The sequence below is a fragment of the Sorangium sp. So ce367 genome (genome assembly GCF_051520455.1).
Taxonomy (GTDB): Bacteria; Myxococcota_A; Polyangia; order Polyangiales; family Polyangiaceae; genus Sorangium; species Sorangium cellulosum_B.
Map to the genome: position 1 here is coordinate 10,197,473 of NZ_CP150334.1, position 20,762 is coordinate 10,218,234.

The window sequence follows — 20,762 nt, forward strand, 5'->3', positions numbered from 1 at the left end:
CATGACGCCGCGCGGCCGCTTCACCGACTCGTGCTGAGCTCGTCGCTCAGTAGTCGCGCATCTGCTTGCGGATCTTCCCGAGCGCCTGCTCCTGGAGCTGACGGATGCGCTCGCGCGACAGGTTGTACTTGTCGCCGATCTCCTTGAGCGTGAGCTCGTCCTCGTCGTCGAGGCCGAAGCGCCAGCGGATGATCCGCGACTCGATCGGCGTGAGCGTGGTCAGGAGACGCCGGACCTCGTCGCTCCACTTCCTGTTGGCCAGGTGATCGAACGGCGACAGCGCGTTCTCCTCCTGGAGGAAGTCGATGAACTTGCGTCCATCCTCGTCACCGACCGGACGATCGAGCGAGAAGGGCGTCTCCGCGTAGAAGTCCTTCACCTTGTCGAGCTTCTCGCGCGGAACCCCCGTCTCCTTCTCGAGCTCCTCGATGGTCGGCTCATGCCCCGTGCGCGCGATGATCGCCTGCGTCGCCCGCGCCACGCGGTTGTACGTATCGAGCATGTGGACCGGGATGCGGACCGCGCGGCCCTTGTCGGCCAAGGCGCGGCTGATCGCATGCCTGATCCACCACGATGCATACGTCGAGAAGCGGTAGCCACGGCTGTGGTCGAAGCGCTCCACCGCCTTCATCAGGCCGATGTTGCCTTCCTGGATCAGATCGATGAGCGGCAGGCGCCCGCGGTTGTAGCGCCGCGCGATCGACACGACGAGCCGCAGGTTGGCCTTCACAAAGCGGTTCTTCGCGTCGTGCTGCGCCTGGAAGGATCGCTCGACCCGATCGAGGTAACGGCGGTAGGAGCCAGACATCGGGAGCCTCGGCCGCGTGGGGCGGGTCTCCTCGGGATCGCTCACGTCGTCCTCGAAGTCGGGCTCGCGCACGAGATCGCGCGCGATGGTGAAGGCACGCGCCATCCAGAGGCGATCCGAGTCAGGCAGGCGGACAGCCGCCGCGAGCTCCTCGGAGAGCTGGGTCCACGGCTTCTCCTGCTCGGCGAGCAGCTTTCCCTTCTGCTTCTTCGCCAGGCGAACGAGCTTCTGCAGCTCCGCGATCTGAGGAGCCTTCACCTCGTCCTCACCCGCCTTGGCGACATCCTCCTCGAGCGCGGTGAGGATGTACTCGGCCGCAGGCAGGTAGGAGAGGAGAGCCACCCAGTGCTCCACCTCCGTGCGCTCGACCGCCCGCGCGGTGTCGAGCTCCTCGTCCGGCCCCATGACGGGGTGGAGCGCCATGTCGCGGAAATAGCGGGCGAGCATCGAGTCACCGCCCCCGTCCTCGACATCCTTCAGCTCCCGATCCTGGTTCCTCGCGCGCTCGGGCTGAGGCAGCCGATCGAGCGGTCCGAGGTCCAGATCGATGAAGTCAGCCGCCCGCTCCTCATCGAGGATCTCGGCCGGGCGGGGTCGCACAGCCGTCTCCTCCGTCTGGTCATCTTCCAGAAGGCCGAGCGCTGCGATTTCCGGCGTGGCCGTCCCACCCTGAGCGAGCGGGTCGCCCTTCACTACAGTGGCGTTGCTCTTGGTCGACCTCATGGCGGCTCCCTCCACGGTGGTAGCTCCTTGAAAGTGCGAGCGCGGCGACTGGTTGTCCCCGAAATCTTCGACCTCGGAGACCTCCACCTCGGTGGTCTGCGATGCCCCCCGCCGGGGAGCCGATGCGGTCTCGGCCCCCTGCGAGCTCTTGGATGCCGCGAGCCGCGCAGAGGCACCTACAGCAGAGGACTTGGCGGTTCTCCGCGCAGTTTCTGGACGGCGGGCGGTCGACGTGCTCATCTTGGTCTTTGTGTCGGCGTTCACTTCTAAACGGCTGACCTTGCGAGATTGAAATGTCTCGCCACCTTTTGACGGCGGGCGAGACGATTTCGTGCCAAACAGAGGGGAGGAGCTGACCGAAGGAGCCCCTGTTGAAACTGGCAACCGCTGGTGCTTTCTTTTGATTCCGGTCGAACTCTTCTCACCTGAGGCAGGTCTGCTCTTGCAGAATGATGCTCCTGCGCCAGTCCCCGGTAGCAGCTCAGCTCCCGAAGCAAAAACAGTGCCTTTTTTAGCGTGCGTTCCCGCTTCTCCCGTTTGAGAGCTCGACCTGGGTGCGCTATGTAGAGCGGAAGGCGCTGTCCATGTCCTGTCGAGCGAGACGTTTCGCTGCGACCGAGCCGAACGGCATGGCTGGGTACGCTTCCGGGGACGCAACAACATCGGCAACCTGCTCTCCTTAGGGACACCTCGAGTTCGCCAGCGTTCCGCGGTTCGGTGGGTCCGCCCTCGCAGCCTAGGCAAGGGAATTTCGCTGTCTTATCCAGCGTGTAGGAGCCCGTACCTAGCCGCTGAGGCCGTTCTCTCAGTGAGCTTCGATGTTTCCTGAACCTGGGCCTCCCGATGGCAATGTCGAGCCCTCACCCGACGGACGAAGGCGGAGAAGGTTATTTTTCGCGACAGACCGCCTGGAAAGTTGGAAATTCCGGCAACAATTTCAGTCTCAGCGCAATTAATCGCTAAGTCTGTCCCCGGGGAGGGGACCGGGATCACGCCCTAGGTTGGTCAGGCCTCGGCTGGGGACGCAGGGCCTCTTGAAAGACAACGATCGGTCGGCCAGTCGCTGGCGGACTGAGCTGGGTCGGAGTTTACCCTGATCACACGATCATAGGGTGCCATCGGCGGTGCATAGCAGGTGCGCACGAAATGCACGCTGCGCATCTGCTCGGTGCCTAATCGCCTCACACTGCCGATGCTGATCAGCGTCAGCGACGGCAGCCGCACGTCCCCGCCTGAGGGATGAGCCCGAACTCTACGTCTGCGATGCAACCCGCGGGATCGCTCGCAGCGGAGGCGAGTCAAAAATACAAAATACTACGATAATCGGGCACTTGCGAGGGAAGGGGGCGGCCTTGGCCAGTTTCGGCCGTTCCGCATCGGGGTGGTCGAACGGCGGGCCGAAGACCACCCCGCGGAGCCGTCACTTCGCCGCGGCGGGCGAAGCGAGCTTCGCCACAGCGCCGAACGACGCAGGATCGTGGATCGCGATCTCCGAGAGGATCTTCCGATCGAGGGCGATGCCTGCCTTCTTGAGCCCGCTGACGAGGCGGGAGTAAGTCGTGCCGTTGAGGCGCGCGGCAGCGTTGATCCTGGTGATCCAGAGGCGACGGAAATCCCGCTTCTTGAGCTTGCGGCTGATGTAGCCGTACTCCCAGGCGTGGCGGAGCACCTCGACCGCCTGGCGGAAGCGGTTCTTTCGGCCGAGGAAGTAGCCCTCGGTCTGGTTGAGGACACGGTTGCGACGGCGACGGGCCTTGAAGCCTCTCTTTACACGCGGCATCGGTAATTTACCTCACTGCTCCAGGGTCAGCCGTAGGGAAGAAGCAGCTTGACGCGCTTCTCCATCGCCGAGTCGACCATGTCGTTCTTGCGGAGACGACGCAGACGCTTCTTGCTCTTCTCCTGCATGCAGTGGTTGAGCCCGCCCTTGCTGCGGCGAATGCGGCCGGAGCCGGTCACCTTGAAGCGCTTGGCCGCGGCGCGGTTGGTCTTCATCTTCGGCATGATGCCCTCGATCCGAATGCCTATCGCTCCCGGCGGCCACCGCTCCGAACCACCGGAGAGGCTGTTCTGCGCCGCAGGGATGCGTAGAAGGGGCGCTTTATGGCGATCCGGCGTGGGGTTGTCAAGTGTCCAGGCAGCGGCTAGGGGCCGGTCGGCGCGCCGGAGGGCCGGGGGTCAGGGCGTCGCTCAGTCGCTCACTCAGGCGCTCACTTTCCGAACACCACCCGCTGACCGAAGACGCGGTCCGCCGTCTCGCAGAACGTTCGGAAGGCCATGTACTCGGACGGCTTGATCCGGGACTTCGTGAGGGAGATCTGACTGCGGACGACGATCTTCCCCGCGGTCTGCTCGACCGAGAGCGAGAACTTGCCGAAGGGGGTGTCCACGTCCTGGGGCAGCGGCGCCCTCGTGACACGCCACCCGGCAGGGATCCGCAGGGTCCATTCATCCCGGCGCGTGGTCAGCGCGGGGATGATCACGTCGCGGGTGCGCGCCGAGAGGGACGCGAACTCGGTGGCGAGGCGCTGCGTGGGGACAGCCGGGACCGACAGGCTGTCGCCCTCCCTTCGAGCGAGCGCGACGGCTCTTCCCCGAGCCCGCAGCTTCGCCGGCTGCTCGATGTCCTCGAGATCGTTCACCTCGACCCCGGCCTTCCCAGGGGCCAGCTCGACCGCCCCGAAGTCCGTGGCGAGGTCACGAGCAGCGCGGTCGCGGCGCGTCCCCTCCGCCATGTAGCGGGTCCGCCACTCCGGCGCGGATGCGCCGGACACCTGGATGTCGACCCCGAGCTGAGCCGATCCGTCAGCGCTGACGGCGATGTCGACGGTCCGGTGCACGACCGAGGTCTCGGGAGCAGGCTCCGGGAGACGAACGAGCTTCGGCTTGCCTTCGTTGATCTGAAGCGCCATCGCTCCGCGATCCATGATCGGAAGCTCGGTCGAGCCCGAGTGCTCCGCCGTTCCGTCGAGGTAAAGGTCGAGCGACGGCACGTACGCGATCGCGTGGTCGAACGGCGCAAGGCTCGCGGGCTCCGGCCCGATGTCGCCTCGCATGCGGGTGCGCACGAGCACGATCGTCGCTGGGATGCCGATCTCGCGGAGCATCGTGACGATCAGCGTCGCCTTGTCCTTGCAGTCGCCCCACCCACGAGCGAGCGTCTGCGCACACCTCCTCGGGCGAATCCCCTCGATGCCGAACTCGAGCGCCACGTAGCGCGTCTCGGTCGCGTACTTGTAAATCGCGCGGACCTTGCTCCGATCGTCGGCAAGGTTCTTCGTGATCTCGCGCACCCGCTTGCGCACCTCATCATCCACGTCGAACTGCTCACGCGCGAGGCCCCAGTACCAGGAGCCGACCTCGTCCCAGGTCTTGAAGGTCGAGACGTGGACGTGCGCGAGGATCTCGGACCACGCGGGCATCGCCGGCTCGGGCGCCACCGGCGGCACCGAGGCGGCAGAGAAGCGGAAGATGCGCCGCTCGGCGTCCTCCTTGGTCTCGCGCACGAGGCCAGGGAGGTCGGACGCGAAGAGGTGGAACTGCCTCGTCTTCGGGGTGATCAGCACGTACTCGCTGCTGGCGATCGGCTCATCCCCCTGGAGGAACTCGATCTCGCCGAAGTGATCGGCGATCTCGTTGCGAGGGCTGACGTCATCGACGCGGTAGCGCAGCTCGACGACGTCGCCGGCGTTGAGCCGCGGGAAGCTGACGTAGAACGTGCGCGCCGATGTGTACATCGCGAGCGCCGGGTTGTTCGCCCCTGATTCGCCGCTCTCGATCGCCCCGTCGACCTTGCCGTCTGCTCGGTAGACCTTCGCGGCACGGAGGCTCACGGTCTGGCGATCGGCCTGGTACTCGAACGCGTACTGCCGGGCGCTCGCCGCAGCCTCGTCCGTCAGCGGCTGGAAGACGACCTGCCGGAACCGGCTCGCCAGGCCGTTCGGGAAGACGGTGGTGACCGTCAGGTTGCGCAGCGTGCGCTTGGGATACTGCCGGTCAGCGTTGCGCCGCATCGGGAGGAAGCGGTCGGGCGCCCAGGCGTAAGCCTCGTCGGCGCGCGGCTTCGGCGGCTCGATGTGCTCGATGTACTCGCGCACATCCTTCGCCTGAGGGCTGATCGCCAGGATCTGCTGCAGCATCTCCAGCTGCGCTTCTCGGTTTCCCTCCTCGCCGTAGAGGTCCGAGAGCGCGCGCAGCGTTCCGATGTCTTCCGGCGCCATGGCGAGCGCGCGCTGATGGGCCGCGAGGGCGCGATCGCCCTGGCCGAGCGCGCGGTACGTGCGCGCCGCGACCGTGCGGGCCCAGACGGAGTCCGGCTCGCTGCGGAGGAAGCGCTCGATCCAGCGCTCCGCGCCGGCAGGATCGCGGCGCGCTACCGCGAGCTCGACCTGCTGGTGAAGGAAGCTCGAGTCGTCGAACCGCAGCGCGGCGTAGCGCGCCTCCATCTCGGCGGCCTCCGTGTCGCGCCCGAGCGCGCGCAGCTGCGCCGCCGAGGCGCGGAGGAGCGAGACGCTGCTCGGCTGGCGCGCGAGCGCCCGCTCCAGCGTGGCGAGCGCGGTGCGCTTCAGCCCAGCCTCCACGTAGAGGTCCACGAGCCCGAGGACGGCCACGACATGATCGGGATCGGAGGCCAGGATGCGCTCGTAGATCGGAGCCGCCTCCCGCCAGTTCGGGCTCGTCTGCGCGAGCCGAGCCTGCGAGAGCAGGACGTCGATGTCCTCACGACCGCCCGCGAGCGCGGCGGCGCGCTCGATCCACGCGCGCTGCTGGTTCCTGTCCTCGGAGAGTTGACCGGCGAGAAGGTAGCGACGCACGCTCGGCTCGGCCTCGGCGGAGCGCCGCGCGAGATCGCGCGCTCTGTGCTCCCCCTCGGCGTCGCCGCCGGTGAGCATGAGGTACCGCGCGAACGCCTCCAGCACGGCGGGCGAAGGCCGAGCGGCGCTCGCGGCTCGCTCGAACGCCTGCATCGGCCCCTCGATCGCAGCCGCGCGCGCGGCGAGCTTCGCGCCGGAGGTTGGCCCTCCGGCCTGCGCCCGCGCCCCGCCCGCGCGCCTCGCGTCAGCGACTTCCCCCTGAGGCGCCGTGACCTGGGTTCCGATGTCCGAGGTCACATCCAGATCGAGATCCGGCGCCCCCTTCTCGTTGCCGATGCGCAGCGCGAACTTGGGCGCCGACGCGCCTCCGCAGACCTTGACCGTCAGGCGGTTGTAGCCGGGCCGCAGCGTCACCGGCGCGGCGAACCGATCGATGTCGAGCTCGCGGTACCCCGGATCGGCCAGGACCTTCGCGCCGTTCCAGAACAGCTTGAACGCCCCGTCTGCCCCGACCCAGATCGAGATCGGCCGGGGAGCGCGCGTCCCGGCCTTTGCGCGGACGAACGTCGTCGCGTAGCCGCAGACGCTCTCCACCGGACGAATGAAGTCGCCGAAATCAAACCACCCGTACTGCGGCGCCTCGGGGGGCACGCGCCAGCGGACCGCGCGCGCCTTGCCGTCGTACGTCCTGCCCGCAGCCATCGGCTGCTCGAGATCTTCCTCGGGCCCGAACGCCCGCTCGAAGCCCCCCTTGTTCTCGTTGTCGAACGGTCCGATCGTCGCCCAGCGGCCGATGAACCCGAGCTTCTGGATCCTCGCGACCGCTCCGTCGAGATCACCTCGACGCCTGCGCGCGTACGCCGAGAGGAGCTCCGCATAGACCTGGGTGGGCGCGCTGGTCGCGCCGGCCTCAGCGATCGACGCGATCGCCTCCTCGACCTGGGTCGGGTCCGCGCGGTCCCACGTGCGCCAGAGCTCACGTAACGCGGCGTAGACCTCGGGGCCCCTCGCCGCGCGGACAGCCGCGTGCGCGGAGAGCACCTCAGGGTGAACCGCGCCGAGCTCCGCGCGCGCGTCGGCGCCGAGCGACATGGCGCACGCCAAAACCGCCGTCCCCACGGTGAGCGCGCAGAAGGAGCGCCCCCTCGTCGTCCCCGGGTTGAGCTCGATCTCACGGGGCTCGGCCCGGCTGAGCACGTCACGCATCCGAGGCGCTATCCCGTGGCCGAAGCCATCGGTCAAGCACAAGCCATGGCTGCAGACGCGTCGCACCGGCCGAGGTCAAGGGGGAGCTGCCCACGAGCCGGCGGAACGCACGCCGGCAGGAGGTCGTCCCCCGGGCCGCGTTCATCGGGCCGCACCTTCATGAGCTCGCCGCGCCGCGCGCGCCGATCCCGCGAATTTTGTCGATCTTCTGCCGGGTACAGAGCGATGACACGCAGCGCGCCCCACACCAGCGCCCCCGGAGGAGGGCGCAGCGCCGCCCGACCGCATTCAACAACAGAAAACAATAGCAATTTTCGATATTTACCATGCAGGCCTTCTGGGAGACCGGGGCAGACAGGCGCCTGGAAAAGGTCCGGAACCAAGCCTCCCCTGGGGGCAGGGGGAGCGAGCTCCGTCGGGGTCCGGCAAGGCTCGGCGAGGTTCGGCTGTGCGATCCTCCAACTTCCAGAAAGGGCCGCCTTGCTCCGCCGCACCTGCTTCGGATAGAAACGTCCCAAGATGTACGGGTGCACGGTCGAGGAGCAGCCGCACTGCGCGCTGCGAACCAGCCATGCAAGTCCCAAGGCAGCGAGCGTCACGCCGCGAACGTGGTACCGGTGGTAAGGCAAGCCCGCGCAGCGGGAAGCCAGTTGGATGACGATGGTCGGGGACCGCACGTGCGGCGCCCGGTGATGACAAGGGCGACAGAGCCCGCAATGCCCAGGGCCCCATCGCGAGAGCGCTGGCGGAGGAACGATGGTCAACCCTCAGATGGTGATGTACGAGGAGGAATTCAATCAGATCCAGAGCGTGGTGGATCGCCTCGTCAAGGACGCCAATGCGAAGGTCGTCTTCATCGTTGACAAAAACGGGCAACTGATCGCCGCGAGCGGAGACGTCGACAACCTCGACACCACGTCGCTCGCCTCGCTGACGGCGGGGAACATCGCCGCTACGGGCGGGATGGCGAAGCTCCTCAAGGAGAACGAGTTCGCCACTCAGTTCCACGAGGGTGAAAAGGCGAACATCCACATCCAGCTGGTCGGGAACCGCGTCATCCTCGTGGTGATCTTCGACTCAAAGTCGAGCCTCGGGTTGGTGAGGCTCCGGGTGCGAAAGGCGAGCGAGGAGCTCAACCACATCTTCGAAGCGCTGCTCAAGAAGGTGCAGGAGCCGGGCGCCGACTCGCCGTTCGCCGAGATCACCGACGAGGACATCGACAACCTCTTCAACGACTAGGAGCGCGGTCGATGAGCTTCATCAATTACATGGCGCGCGAGATCAACTGCAAGATCGTCTATTACGGCCCGGGTCTCTGCGGCAAGACGACGAACCTGCAGTACATCTATGAGCGCACCAACCCGGACGCGAAGGGGAAGATGATCTCCCTCGCCACGGAGACCGACCGGACACTCTTCTTCGACTTCCTCCCGCTCGCGCTGGGCGAGATCCGCGGCTTCAAGACGCGGTTCCACCTGTACACGGTGCCGGGGCAGGTCTTCTACGACGCGAGCCGCAAGCTCATCCTGAAAGGCGTCGACGGCGTGGTCTTCGTGGCAGACTCTCAGCTCGGCCGCATCGAGGCGAACCAGGAGTCGGTGGAGAACCTCCGCACGAACCTGGCCGAGCAGGGCTACTCGCTGGACAAGATCCCGTACGTCATCCAGTACAACAAGCGGGATCTGCCGGAGATCGGCACCGTCGAGGAGCTCCGCTCGCTGCTCAACCCGACGAACGTCCCCGATTTCGAGGGGGTCGCGCGGACCGGCGTCGGGGTGTTCGACACGCTCAAGGCGGTCGCCAAGCTGGTGCTGACCGAGCTGAAGAAGGGCGGCCCCTAGGTTCCAAGGGCCGGCCCCAAAGATTGGCTCGAAGAACGCGCAGCGAGCGAGTCCGTGGACTCGCTCGCGCTCGGCGCAACAATCAGGCGCGCTGGTAGATGCGGTTGCGCCGGTTGCGGTTCTTCGCCTTCAGCTTGGACCGGTGGCGCTTCGACTTGGAGCGCGTGGTCTTCCGAGGACCTTTCGACAACATGAGGAACATGAACAGGCTCCGTTGAGGCGCCCGGCGCGGGGGCGTCGTGCCGCCGCCGCCGGTGCGAAGGGGCGGCAACGTACGGCATCACAAGGCAAAGTTCAACCGGAGAGCAGCTCGACCGGGCGACCGACAGGTTCGCGGCGGATAGGACGGGCCCCGGCACCAGGGCCGAGCTTTTCTGCTATCGGTGTTCTACGACGTGCGGTTCAGGACCCTCCTCTGCCTAGCCGCCGCCTCGGTGACCGCGTGCGGCGCGAGCATCAACGCGGTCTACGAGGGGGACGTACGCTTCGAGCACTGCATGGCGCTTGACTCGCTGGCCGACGTCAAGCCGACCCTGCGGCGCGCGTGCTGGGACGAGTGGCTTCAGTTCTGTACGTTCGGCCAGACGCGCGACCGTGTGGAGTACGCCACGCTGCGGGCCGGGCAGCTCAGCCACGCCAGTGATTTTGACGAAGGCGAGTGGACTCCGCCGAGCAGCCGAGCCCCTGCCGTGCCTGAGCCGACCAGCGCGCTCGCTCCGCCGCCCAGGCTCCTGACCGCCGACGTGGCCGCGCCGGCGGCCATGGCAGAGGCCCACGCAGACCCAGACGCGAACGACGGCGGCGCTGCGGCCTCGGCGTCGAGCACCGCGGAGGAGGTTGCACCGCCGGGAGCGAAGTGCAGCGCGTCGTGTCAGACGGACTGGAAGGAATGCCAGGACGACTGCAAATCCGCCGCCTGCGAAAAAGGATGCTCCGGCAAGTACACGCGGTGCATGCGTCGCTGCTTCTGATCGACGTCGTCTGCTCTCCGCGCAGATGCCTCACCTTGTCACACCAAGATGGCCTGGAATCTTGACCCGCGATCGAGCGTAGGGCTATCGGCGTACACGATGTCCGCTTCGCACGCGCCCAAAGAGCTCAGCAGCACGACTCCTGATCGCAACGGCGCGGCGTCGCCCCTCGAGGGGCTCGGCGCGAGCGCAGGTCCCATGCGGGTGCTGCGGCCACGGCGAGCGGCGCCCGCGGACGCCGTGCGGCCGACCCGCGCCGAGGTGAACCTCGCGCACCTACGGCACAACCTGCGCGTCCTCGAGCGAGGGCTGACCGGCGCGACGAAGCCGCAGATCTGGGGGGTGCTCAAGGCCGATGCGTACGGCCACGGCGCGCCAGCGGTCGCACGGACGCTCGAGCGCGCAGGGATCCCCGGCCTGTGCGTCGCGTTGCTCGAGGAGGCCATCGAGCTGCGAGACGCCGGCATCCGGCTGCCCATCCTCGTCATGGGCGGCTACTACGGCCCGCGGCGCGACGGGTTCGAGGAGATCATCGCGCGCGATCTCGTGCCCGTCGTCTACGACGCCGGCCAGATCGAGCGCCTCGCGAGCGTGGTGCGGATCGAGCAGCGCGGTCGCGTGGGCGTCCATCTCAAGGTCGACACCGGCATGGGACGGCTCGGGGCCGCGAGCTCGGAGATCGAGGCGGTGCTCGCGACGCTCGCCAAGCACCCGGAGGTGAAGCTCGACGGGCTCATGACCCACCTCGCCTGCGCGGACGCCGACGATCTCGGCGTGACGATCGAGCAGATGCGCCTCTTCGGGGAGATCGAGCAGCGAGCGAAGAGCTTCGGCCTCACGCCGCGGGTGCGGCACGCCTCGAACAGCGCGGCGATGCTGCGCCTCCCTGCGGCGTGGCTCGACATCGTCCGTCCGGGGGTCGCGCTCTTCGGAATATCGCCGTGCGCGGGGCTCGCGCCCGACCTCAAGCCGGTCATCCGGGTGCGCAGCGAGATCGTCGCGCTGCGCACGATCGCGAAGGGCGACAGGATCGGCTACGGCCACACCTGGCAAGCTTCCCGGGAGAGCGTCGTGGCCACCGTGCCGATGGGGTACGCCGACGGCCTGAGCCGCCAGCTCTCGAACCGCGGGGCCGCCCTCGTGCGCGGTCAACGCGCGCCGATCGCGGGCGCCGTGTCGATGGATCTCACGATGCTCGACGTGACGGATGTACCGGGAGCACGCCTGGGAGATGAGGTGGTGTTCCTCGGAACGCAGGACGGGCCGCTCGGGCGCGGCACGATCAGCGCCGAAGAGATCGCGGGGCTCACGGGGACGATCGCCTGGGAGGTGCTGACCAGCATCTCGCGCCGCGTGCCCAGGTTCTACCGCGAGCCCTGAACGCGCGCGGCGGCGCCCGCGCTGGCGCTGCCGGCTCGAGCGGGCGTGATACGCTGCTCGCCATGAAGACGGCCGTGAAGCAGCGAGCCGGCGCCAGCGGCGTGCTCTTCTGCATCGGAGCCGCGCTCGCGCTCGGCGGCGCGGCGATGACCGCATGCGAGGACGAGGTCACGAAGCAGCGTCCGCGCAGCGGCGCCGGTCAGGAGGCGCAAGAGCCGGAGGACGGGTTCGATCCGGACACCGAAGACCCGAGCGGACCACCGGCCGCGGATGCGGGTGGGCTCTGCGGCAACCGGATCCACCAGGTCGAGATCGCCGAAGCGCCGAACATCTACTTCGTCCTCGATGCGTCGGGCAGCATGCTCAGCCCCGCCTCCTCGAGCTCGAACGCGACCCGATACGACCGGGTCCGTGACGCCGCGGTCGACCTCGTGCGCAACCTGGGCCCGCTGATCAACGTCGGCGCCGCCGTGTTCCCCCTGGACGCGACCGACGAGGCGCCGTGCAGGCCAGGCGGCGAGGTGTTCGCTGTCACGCCGGGGGCTCCCTTCGCAGAGGGACAGGAGGGCTCGACGACGACATCGCGGTTCCGCGCGGCGACGCGGGCCGCGCCCCTCGGCGGCACGCCTACCGCGGCGACGCTCGCGGCGCTGACGCCGAAGCTCGTCGAGCTCCCCGGCAAGACCATCGTCGTGCTCGCGACCGACGGCGGTCCGAACTGCAACAGCTCGGCGAGTTGCGAGGCGGACGGGTGCATCGCCAACATCGAACAGCAGTGCCCCGACCCCGAGGAGAACTGCTGCTCGCCCTTGGGCCCCTCGGGCCCCGAAGGGTGCCTCGATCGCGACGATACGGTCGCCGCGATCGAGCGGCTCGCGGCGAGCGGGATCGAGGTCTATGTCGTCGGCATCCCGGGGAGCGAGTTCTACGGCGATGTCCTCGACCAGATGGCGCTCGCCGGCGGCGCGGCGCAGTTCGTGAGCCCGTTCTACTTCAAGGTGGACAACCTCGACACGCTGGGGAACGTCCTCTCGAAGATCGCCAGCATCGTCGTCTCCTGCGAATTCGACCTGGTCGATCCGCCTCCCGAGGCAGGACAGACGAACGTCTACCTGGACGACGAGCTGGTCGCCTACGACCCGGAGAACGGCTGGCGCTGGAAGTCGCCCGCGGTCGTCGAGCTCCTCGGGGGAGCCTGCAAGAAGCTCAAGAGCGGGCGGGTGGGGCAAGTCCAGATCGTCTCCGGCTGTCCCACGGAGGTGGCGAGGTGAAGCGCGACGCGACGAGGCCCTCGGCCTCGCTGAGCCAGCTGACGGCCGACGCTGCGGACGACGCTGCGCTCGACGAGATCGACGCGGTCGCGTCCGCGGCCTTCGACGTGCCGCAATTCTCCGCGCGAGAAGAGCTGCGCCGCCCCTGGACGCGCTGCTGGGTCGCGCGCGAAGAGCGGCGCGCGCTCGCGTTCCTCATCGCGTGGCACGTCGCCGACGAGCTCCACGTGCTGAACGTGGCCACCTGCCCGGCCGCGCGGCGGCGCGGGCTCGCGACGGCGTTGATGAATCGATCGCTCGAGTATGCACGGCAGCAGCAAGTGCGGCTGATCCTGCTCGAGGTGCGCCGCTCGAACCGGGCAGCGATCCGGCTCTACCGGAAGCTCGGCTTCACCGCGATGGGGGTGCGCCCTCGGTACTACAGCGACAACGGCGAGGACGCGATCGAGATGGTGCTCACGCTCGATCCAGCGACCGGCGCGGTGCAACCAGGCCGGGACGAGATCCGCATCGAGATCTGAACCGCGCCGCGTGGCTCAGCGCGGGCCCGCAGCAGGCGCCGCCGCGGGAAAGCGAGACACCGCGGCGAGCGGCGGCAGCCGCGCCGCCACCACCTGCATCGGGGTGAGCAGCAGCGGCCGGAGCAGCGTCTTGGCCCGCTCGTCGAAGGGCTGGAGGAGCGCGTCGGCCTGTCGCGTCGCCTCGACCAAACGATCGGCCATGAGGCGCGCGTCGACGTTGGGGTTCAGATCCTCGAGGCGCTGGATCTCGTCGCGAAGAGCGCTGAGCAACGAGATGTACCTAGCCAGGGGCGTGTCCGTGATCGGCGCCGAGCCGCTCGGCGCGGCAGGCACGCCGAACTCGACGGTCCGCTTGAACTCATCCGGCACCGAGCTCGCTCGGTTTCTTATGAGCTTCACGTTGACGGGGACCTTCAGCCTCGTCTTCTGCTCGATCTTTCGATCGAGGTACTCCTTCCCCCGCTTGGCCAGGGCCGAGTCCTCGATCGCGCTAAGATCCCGCTTCCACTGCGTGTTGTCCTCGAGAGCGCGGAGGATGCGGAGGTAGGGGTAATCCGCCTGGGTGAGCGCCTGGTACGTCTCCTTCGCCTCCTTCAGGTTGGCCGGGACCCGCACGGTGAGGTCCGCCATCCAGTCGGTCCACTGGGCGATGTAGCTGACGTCGTAGTCGGCCGCGAGGCCGTCCAGGTTCTTGTTGATCGAGGCCTCCTCGCCGGGCGCGAGGTCCACGACCCACCGCTCAGCCATCAAGCTGTCGGCGCCGCTCTCGAGCCTCTCGAGCACCGCGAAGTGCCCCCTCTCGGTGTACGGACCGTCCACCTCCTTCCAGCGCTTCTCCTTCGCGTACAGCTTGCTGCCGATGATCTTCAGCACGGCGGGACGGTCGGCGAACATGTCGCCGAGCGTGTGCGGAGGGTACTTGCGGTTGGCGCGGCTGTTATCACCCGTCTCGTCGTACTTCTCCTCGATGATCGCGTTGACGAAGAAGTCGTAGTACCGCTTCCGCGGCGGCACGGCCTGGAGCGTCGCGCGCACGCTCGCGACCAGATCCTCCTTGCGCGCGATCGGCGTGACCCGCTTCTCCTTGATGAGCGTCAGGTAGTACTCGACGTGCCGCTCGAGCTGCTTCTTCAGCTCGGTCTCGGTGAGGTTCGAGGTCGCCCGCAGCACCTCGGCCCAGAGCGAGGTGAACCTGTCCTTCGCCCACGGAACGTCGAGGTGCTCGACGTCGCTCAGCATCAGGTAAAGCTTGAGGTCGTTCCGCTCGCGGAGGTAGTGGTCGCCCTTCGCGAGCTTGAGGCGATCCTCGAGCCGCTGCTTGCACGGGATCACGAAGCCGTTCTGGAGGCTGGCGACGTAGACGTGCACGAGCGGCGGGTACACCGTCTCGCCCTGGAACATCGTCCACCCCTTCCCGTCCGGCGGCCCCTCCTCGCGCGCCTTGTCGATCTCCTTCAGCCGATCCAGCGCAGGCCGCAGCGCGGCGAGCTTCTCCGAGAGGGGTCGCGTGTCCTCCCATCGGAGCGCGCTGACGGTGCGCGCGTCCGCCTCCACGTCGCGCAGGAACGCGCGGTTGTTGGCGAACGACACCACGCTGGGGATCGCGAGGATGACCCCGAGCGCCGCGGCCGCCGCGCTGATCGCGCCGCGAACGAGCCGCTGACGCCGGATCTCGCTCGCGCTCCTGGCGGCGATGTCCCCATCCGGGAAGACGACGTTCATGAAGACGTCGTGGAGGAAGTAGCTCTTCGACTCCACGTTCTGCTGCGCCGCGGCCTCGTGCGTGCGGATCCCCATCGCCTGGCCCATGCGCTGGAGGACCCTGTCGAGCGGCCTCCCCTCCTGCGTGCCGCTCGTGAAGTAGAAGCCGCGAAAGATGGGCGTCCCCTGGAACGCGTTGACCATGAAGACGGTCGAGACCAGATCGGAGAGGTTCCGCCGGATACCCGAGAACTCGAGCGGGAACTGGTAGACGCGCTCGCGCGCCTCGCGGCTGCGCTCCATCACGAGCCGCTTCAGCGAGCGGGCGTGGATCTGCCTCGCCAGGGCGTCGAACTCGGCGTCGAAGAGCCTCCCCGGGTCGGCCTTGTCCGCGCTCAGCTTGAGCGTCGCTCCCCACGCCTGCGCGCGGTCGCTCTTGCGCATGTCGCCGAAGAACTCCGAGAAGCCCGCGATGAGGTCGCACTTCGTGAACAGGAGGTAGACGGGCAGCACCATGTGGAGCTGCGTCATCACCTCGTCGATGCGCGCGCGGAGCTTCTTCCCCATCAGCTCGACTTGCTGCTCGCTCGCGTCGATGAGGTCCGCCACGCTCACGGCGACCAGGATGCCGTTGAGCGGGCGGCGGGCGCGGTGCTTGAGGAGCATCTGCAGGAACGCGATCCACTCCTCGTGGTCGTCCTGCTCCGTCGTGTAGCGCCCCGCGGTGTCGAGGAGGATCGCCTCGTTGGTGAACCACCAGTCGCAGTTGCGCGTGCCGCCGACGCCGCGCACGCCGCCGCCGTTGCTCGGGTGCGCGTACGGGAAGACGAGGCCGGAGTGCTTCAACGCCGTCGTCTTCCCCGCCCCGGGCGGGCCGATGATGACGTACCAGGGCAGCGAGTAGAGCGCGGCGTTGCCGTGCTCCTTCCCCTTGCCGAGCTTCGAGCTCTTCAGGGCGCTGATGCCGCCCTGGACCTGCCGCTGGAGCTCCTGGATCTCGGCGCGGCGCTCGGGCCGCGCGTTGAGCGCCTGCTGCGCTCCCTGCTGGACGATGGCCCGCTCAAGCGCAGACGCTGCGCGGCGCGCGTTGATCCGGCGGTACACGAAGAGCGCGATCGCGGCGAGCGCGATGACGACGCTCGTCGCGATCGGGATCGCGGTGGGCAGGTCGAACGTGAAGTACGCCGCCCACGAGATGAGGAACAACAGCCCGAAGAGGACCCACAACACGGAAGCGACGATACCACCGGTCGCCGCTTCCGGAGCACGTCCACGCGGCGCCTCCGAGCGAGCGTGGGCGGACCGCGCGCCGCGATACCCGCGTCAGTCGCCGCCGCGCTCGTAGTCGCTCGGATCGAGCGCGGTGTCGGTCTCCTCGCCGGCCGCGAGCCGACGCGAACGGATCGCGTCCACGGCGATGTCGATCACCTCGAGCCGCGTCGAGGGGGCGTAGTACTCGTTTTCCGAGACCGACGGCAGCTCCGCGAGCCTGGCCGCGACCGCCTCGCGATCGTCGTCCTCCAGCTCCAGCGCCGCCGGATCGCCGCTCAGGGAGTCCTCTGCAAGGTCCAGCGCGGCGTCGGCCCGATCTCCGCGTGTGAGCGCCTCGCGCACGAAGAGGACGGGGCTGAACGCGAGGTAAACCGAGCCGAACTGCACCTGCCAGTAGGTCGGATCCTCGCCATCCAGGCGCCACCACGACGCGTGCCGGCGCCGGATCACCTCGCCGAAGTAAGCGCCTGCCATGTGCGCGATCATCGGCAAGGCCTCGACCCGCTCCGACGTCGCACCACGCGCCTGCTCGAGGTAGTGGTCGAGCACGGGCAAGGTCTCCGGCCGATAGTCAAGCCGTACGCCGAGGGCGCGCTCCACAAACCGCACGCACCCCTCGGCGAGATCCTCCACGGTGGACGGCGGCGGCGCGACAGGTTCGACAGCTGCAGCGGACAGCGCAGACTCGGCCGGCCGCTCCGCAGAAATCGGAGACGTCCCTGCACCGTTCTGTTTGGTATTCATGGGCTCCACGCTATTCTTCTCCGGTGCGGGTGGCCGCTCGTCAACGTGCTCGTGCTGGGAGCGCCTCGGCAAGCTCCGCAAGGACCGTGTCCGGCCCTCGATCGTCCTCTGCAGATCCCCGGGCGCAGCGGAAGCACGCTCCGTCGGAGCGGACAAAGCTGACGAGATCGACGGAATTGGCGGAACTTACGGAACTGACGGACCTGCTGGTTCCGCCGGATCCAGCGGAACCAACGAGCCAGCCGACACAACGCCAGCGAGCCGACAAAGCTCGGTGCCGGTCCGACCAGCCCATCCGTGGCTCCAGGTTTGAATTCCTAACGGAAGTCGAGGCCTTCGTGCTAAGCTCCGCCCTCGCGTCGAAATGAGACTCGGGATTTTCAGCGATACGCACGCCAACTACGAGGCGCTCAGCGCTGTGCTCGAGTCCTACCGCCACGAACGTATCGACGTTTACTACTGCCTCGGGGATACGGTCGGCTACGGCGGCTCGCCGAACGAGTGCGCCGATCTCGTCCGCAAGGTGGCCAAGAAGACGATCCTCGGCAACCACGACGCGGCCGTCGCGGGTCGGATGGATTACTCGTATTACTACGAGGCCGCCCGGCAAGCGCTCGACACCCACGCTGCGATGCTGTCCTCCGAGAACGCAGCCTGGCTCCGGAGCCTGACGTACCAGGAGAAGTTGACGGACATCAACGTCGACCTCTGCCATGGCTCGCCCGTCCGGCTCGAAGAGTTCGAGTACATCTTCGCCCCCGAGCAGGCGCGCGAATGCCTCCCGATGTGGAACGAGCTCGGTCACATCACGCTGATCGGCCACTCCCACCTCTGCAAGGTGTTCGCGCTCACGCCGAACAGCGTCGAGGAGCTCCCTGCGGTCGACTTCCAGCTTGAGCAGGGTCGCAAGTACATCGTGAGCGTCGGCTCGGTGGGACAGCCGCGGGACTACGACAACCGCGCGAGCTACACGGTCTACGACAGCGACACGAAGCGCTTCGAGTTCAAGCGCGTCGAGTACGATATCGAGACAGCGGCGGAGAAGGTGCTGCGCGCCAAACTCGAGCGCAACTTCGCCCACCGCCTCTACATCGGCGTCTGAGACTCCAGGCAACGGCGGCACTGGCGCACGCTCGGTGCGGCAGCACCAAGGGGCACGCGCGCGCTCGTGCGCGGACACGTCGCGCATGGCCTGATGCCGACCGGGCGCCACCACACGGCGGCGCGAGGCGCAGCAGGCGCCGAGCGTTTGCGCGCCGGTGCCGCGCCCCTTCAGCGGCCCCCGTCATGTCCAGGGCGGCGAGCCCTGGCAGAACGGCGTGGCCGGCAATGATAGAGCAGCATGCTCGTCTGGTTGTCGGGCGGCTCCGCGGAGAAATCGCTGCGGAGCTCCGTGAGCTCGAAGCCGTTGTAGTGGAGCAAGGCTTCGAGCTCCTGCGGGTAGAACTGACGATGGGCGAGCGGCGTCATCCAGCGCTCGCCGCCGTCGACGGGCGAGAACTCCATGGAGACGAACAGGATCTGCCGGACCTTGTCGTAGTCGAACCGCTCCGTGTACCGGACGAACTCGCCAGGGCCATCCTTCGTGGGGTACCGGAACCGCGGCGTGGCATAGGCGCGATCCGGATCTCGCGCGAGCTCTGCCGGCTCGGGCATGGAAACGTCGAAGACGAGCTCGCCCTTCGGCGTCAGATGCTCGCGCGCTCGCGCGAGGAACCGCTCCACATCGACGCGCGTGTACAGGTGCAAGAAGGCGTTGAACGGGCAGATCACGAGCGGAAAGCGGCGCCCCAGCCGCAGCGCCCGCATGTCGCCCCGCCGGAGGCTCACGCGAGAGGAGACACCGCGCGGCTCGCGTCCAAGCTGCGCGCGCAGATCGCCGAGCATCGGCGCCGACAGGTCCACCCCGGTGATCTGGACCCCCGCCCTCGCGACAGGCAGCGTGATCCGCCCGTTGCCGCAGCCGTACTCGAGCACCGGCCCCGCAGACGCGACGGCGAGGTCGACGTAGTAGCGGACGTCATCCTTACGGCGCGCGTACGTCTTCGCGTAGTACGCCGGATCCTCGTAGTGAGCCGACGTCCCTGCTTCGAGCTCCGGATCGCGACGCTGGCCGGAGCCCGAAACGCGCGCCGGCCGCCTCGTGGCCATCCCGCTCATGCGAGGCAACAGATCAAGCGCAGCGCTGGCACGGTGACGGGAGCGAGCTGCGGAACCGAGCCCCTACGGAGGCACGCATCACCGGACGCGCGCCCTTCCGATGCGGCATCAGCGCTGGCCGCCAGCGTTCATCTGCTGGAGCCACTCGGAGACGACCTCGTGGGAGCTCCGGTGGAAGTGCACCTTGCCTGCCGCGATCTCTCGGAGGCTGGTCACGGCAGGCTTGTTCTTCGTCTTCACGAGAGCGTCCGAGCCCTTCATGAGCTGCCGCGTCCGGTTGGCCGCGAGCACGACGAGAGCGAAACGGTTTTCCTCGCGCTCGAGGCAGTCTTCCACAGTCACACGCGCCATAGGGGGCCCGAGACTAGCTCCCCGCCCCAGCAAGCGCAAGGCGCATGCCGCCCCGGCAGGCCTTCCTGCTCCGTTGCCTCTGCTTCCTCTGCTTCCTCTGCTTGCTCTGGTTCTGCCTCCCGCTCTTCCTCCTTTGCGGCGCGCGCTGCCGCTTCGCCCGAGCGATGGTTCACGTTGTTCGTTGCCCTCCACGCAGGTCCCGGCTACGAGGTCGCACCGTGGCCGCTGACCAGGACTCTCTCCTTCCCCCTCCCCCTCGTCCGGCCCCCGGGCTGAAGTACCGCCGCATCGTGCTCAAGCTGAGCGGCGAGGCGCTCTGCGGCGAGGAAGGGGGGTTCGGCATTCGTCCCGAGACGCTCCACCACGTGGCCGGCGAGGTCGCCGAGCTCCAGCGGATGGGGGTGCAGATCGGGGTCGTCGTGGGCGGCGGCAACATCTTCCGCGGGCTGAAGGGCGCGAGCGCGGGGATGGACCGCTCCCAGAGCGACTACATGGGCATGCTCGCCACCGTCATCAACGCGCTCGCCCTCCAGGACGCGCTCGAGAAGACGGGCGTGCCGACGCGCGTGATGACCGCGATCGAGATCCGGCAGGTCGCCGAGCCGTACATCCGCCGCAGGGCGATGCGGCACCTGGAGAAGGGCAGCATCGTCATCTTCGCCGCGGGCACGGGCAACCCGTTCTTCTCGACCGATACGGCGGCAGCGCTGCGGGCCATGGAGATCCAGGCGCAGGCGCTGTTCAAGGCGACCAAGGTCGAAGGCATCTACGACCGCGATCCCGTGCGCCACGAAGGCGCGCAGATGTTCGCGCACCTGAGCTACGACCGCTTCCTCGCCGACAGGATCGGGGTCATGGACTCGACGGCGGTCACGCTCTGCCGCGAGAACAAGATGCCCATCCGGGTGTTCAAGCTCATGACCCGCGGCAACATCCTCCGCGTCTGCAGGGGCGAAGAGATCGGCACGATCGTCGACTGAGCGCGCGTTCGAGCGCTCA

The 20,762-nt window shown here is 67.9% G+C and carries 16 protein-coding genes; 8 read left to right on the forward strand and 8 right to left on the reverse strand.

What is annotated here, in order from left to right; translation table 11 throughout:
- Positions 1-46: 46 nt before the first annotated feature.
- From WME97_RS38595 to WME97_RS38610, 4 genes are all read right to left on the reverse strand, one after another.
- The gene (locus WME97_RS38595) at positions 47-1,531 is read right to left on the reverse strand and encodes a sigma-70 family RNA polymerase sigma factor (protein ID WP_437545108.1); all 1,485 of its coding nucleotides are present in this window, start codon (positions 1,529-1,531) and stop codon (positions 47-49) included.
- Between the two features lie 1,420 nt (positions 1,532-2,951).
- The gene (gene rplT, locus WME97_RS38600; RefSeq protein WP_012239853.1) at positions 2,952-3,311 is read right to left on the reverse strand and encodes a 50S ribosomal protein L20; all 360 of its coding nucleotides are present in this window, start codon (positions 3,309-3,311) and stop codon (positions 2,952-2,954) included.
- A gap of 26 nt (positions 3,312-3,337) precedes the next feature.
- Complete coding sequence (gene rpmI, locus WME97_RS38605; protein ID WP_012239854.1) at positions 3,338-3,535, reverse strand: 50S ribosomal protein L35; 198 nt, start codon at positions 3,533-3,535, stop codon at positions 3,338-3,340.
- A gap of 206 nt (positions 3,536-3,741) precedes the next feature.
- Positions 3,742-7,551, reverse strand: a complete 3,810-nt coding sequence (locus WME97_RS38610) for a DUF3857 domain-containing protein (RefSeq protein ID WP_437545110.1) — start codon at positions 7,549-7,551, stop codon at positions 3,742-3,744.
- A gap of 756 nt (positions 7,552-8,307) precedes the next feature.
- Here WME97_RS38610 and WME97_RS38615 point away from each other — a divergent pair.
- The 6 genes from WME97_RS38615 to rimI all read left to right on the forward strand — a co-directional run bounded on the left by WME97_RS38615 (position 8,308) and on the right by rimI (position 13,535).
- Entirely contained in the window at positions 8,308-8,790 is a 483-nt protein-coding gene (locus WME97_RS38615) for a roadblock/LC7 domain-containing protein (RefSeq protein ID WP_012239856.1), read from the forward strand.
- A gap of 11 nt (positions 8,791-8,801) precedes the next feature.
- A complete protein-coding gene (locus tag WME97_RS38620; protein WP_012239857.1) occupies positions 8,802-9,392 on the forward strand; it encodes a GTP-binding protein in 591 nt (196 codons plus the stop codon).
- A gap of 383 nt (positions 9,393-9,775) precedes the next feature.
- Complete coding sequence (locus tag WME97_RS38625) at positions 9,776-10,363, forward strand: hypothetical protein (protein WP_437545112.1); 588 nt, start codon at positions 9,776-9,778, stop codon at positions 10,361-10,363.
- A gap of 99 nt (positions 10,364-10,462) precedes the next feature.
- Positions 10,463-11,743: an alanine racemase gene (gene alr / locus WME97_RS38630; protein WP_437545113.1), complete on the forward strand. Its 1,281-nt coding sequence runs from the start codon at positions 10,463-10,465 to the stop codon at positions 11,741-11,743.
- A 62-nt stretch (positions 11,744-11,805) separates the two neighbouring features.
- Positions 11,806-13,014 carry a vWA domain-containing protein gene (locus WME97_RS38635; RefSeq protein ID WP_437545115.1) on the forward strand — a complete coding sequence of 403 codons (1,209 nt, stop codon included), beginning with the start codon at positions 11,806-11,808 and terminating at the stop codon, positions 13,012-13,014.
- Positions 13,011-13,535, forward strand: a complete 525-nt coding sequence (rimI, locus tag WME97_RS38640; RefSeq protein WP_437545117.1) for a ribosomal protein S18-alanine N-acetyltransferase — start codon at positions 13,011-13,013, stop codon at positions 13,533-13,535. The genes WME97_RS38635 and rimI overlap by 4 nt, the downstream gene beginning before the upstream one ends.
- 15 nt (positions 13,536-13,550) lie before the next feature.
- Here the strand turns inward: rimI and tssM are convergent, their stop codons facing one another.
- Entirely contained in the window at positions 13,551-16,466 is a 2,916-nt protein-coding gene (gene tssM / locus WME97_RS38645) for a type VI secretion system membrane subunit TssM (protein ID WP_437545119.1), read from the reverse strand.
- A gap of 93 nt (positions 16,467-16,559) precedes the next feature.
- Positions 16,560-17,252, reverse strand: coding sequence for a hypothetical protein (locus WME97_RS38650; RefSeq protein WP_437545121.1), 693 nt, complete (start codon positions 17,250-17,252; stop codon positions 16,560-16,562).
- Between the two features lie 364 nt (positions 17,253-17,616).
- On the opposite strand from WME97_RS38650, the gene WME97_RS38655 reads away from it, so the two are divergent.
- Positions 17,617-18,354 (forward strand): metallophosphoesterase family protein, encoded by a 738-nt coding sequence (locus WME97_RS38655; RefSeq protein WP_012239864.1) that lies wholly within the window; start codon positions 17,617-17,619, stop codon positions 18,352-18,354.
- A 170-nt stretch (positions 18,355-18,524) separates the two neighbouring features.
- Here WME97_RS38655 and WME97_RS38660 read toward each other — a convergent pair whose 3' ends face one another.
- Both WME97_RS38660 and rpoZ read right to left on the reverse strand, forming a co-directional pair.
- Positions 18,525-19,412, reverse strand: a complete 888-nt coding sequence (locus WME97_RS38660; RefSeq protein WP_437545123.1) for a class I SAM-dependent methyltransferase — start codon at positions 19,410-19,412, stop codon at positions 18,525-18,527.
- A 108-nt stretch (positions 19,413-19,520) separates the two neighbouring features.
- Entirely contained in the window at positions 19,521-19,763 is a 243-nt protein-coding gene (rpoZ, locus tag WME97_RS38665; protein ID WP_044966694.1) for a DNA-directed RNA polymerase subunit omega, read from the reverse strand.
- A 218-nt stretch (positions 19,764-19,981) separates the two neighbouring features.
- On the opposite strand from rpoZ, the gene pyrH reads away from it, so the two are divergent.
- Positions 19,982-20,743, forward strand: coding sequence for a UMP kinase (gene pyrH / locus WME97_RS38670; protein ID WP_080599110.1), 762 nt, complete (start codon positions 19,982-19,984; stop codon positions 20,741-20,743).
- Positions 20,744-20,762: the final 19 nt, after the last annotated feature.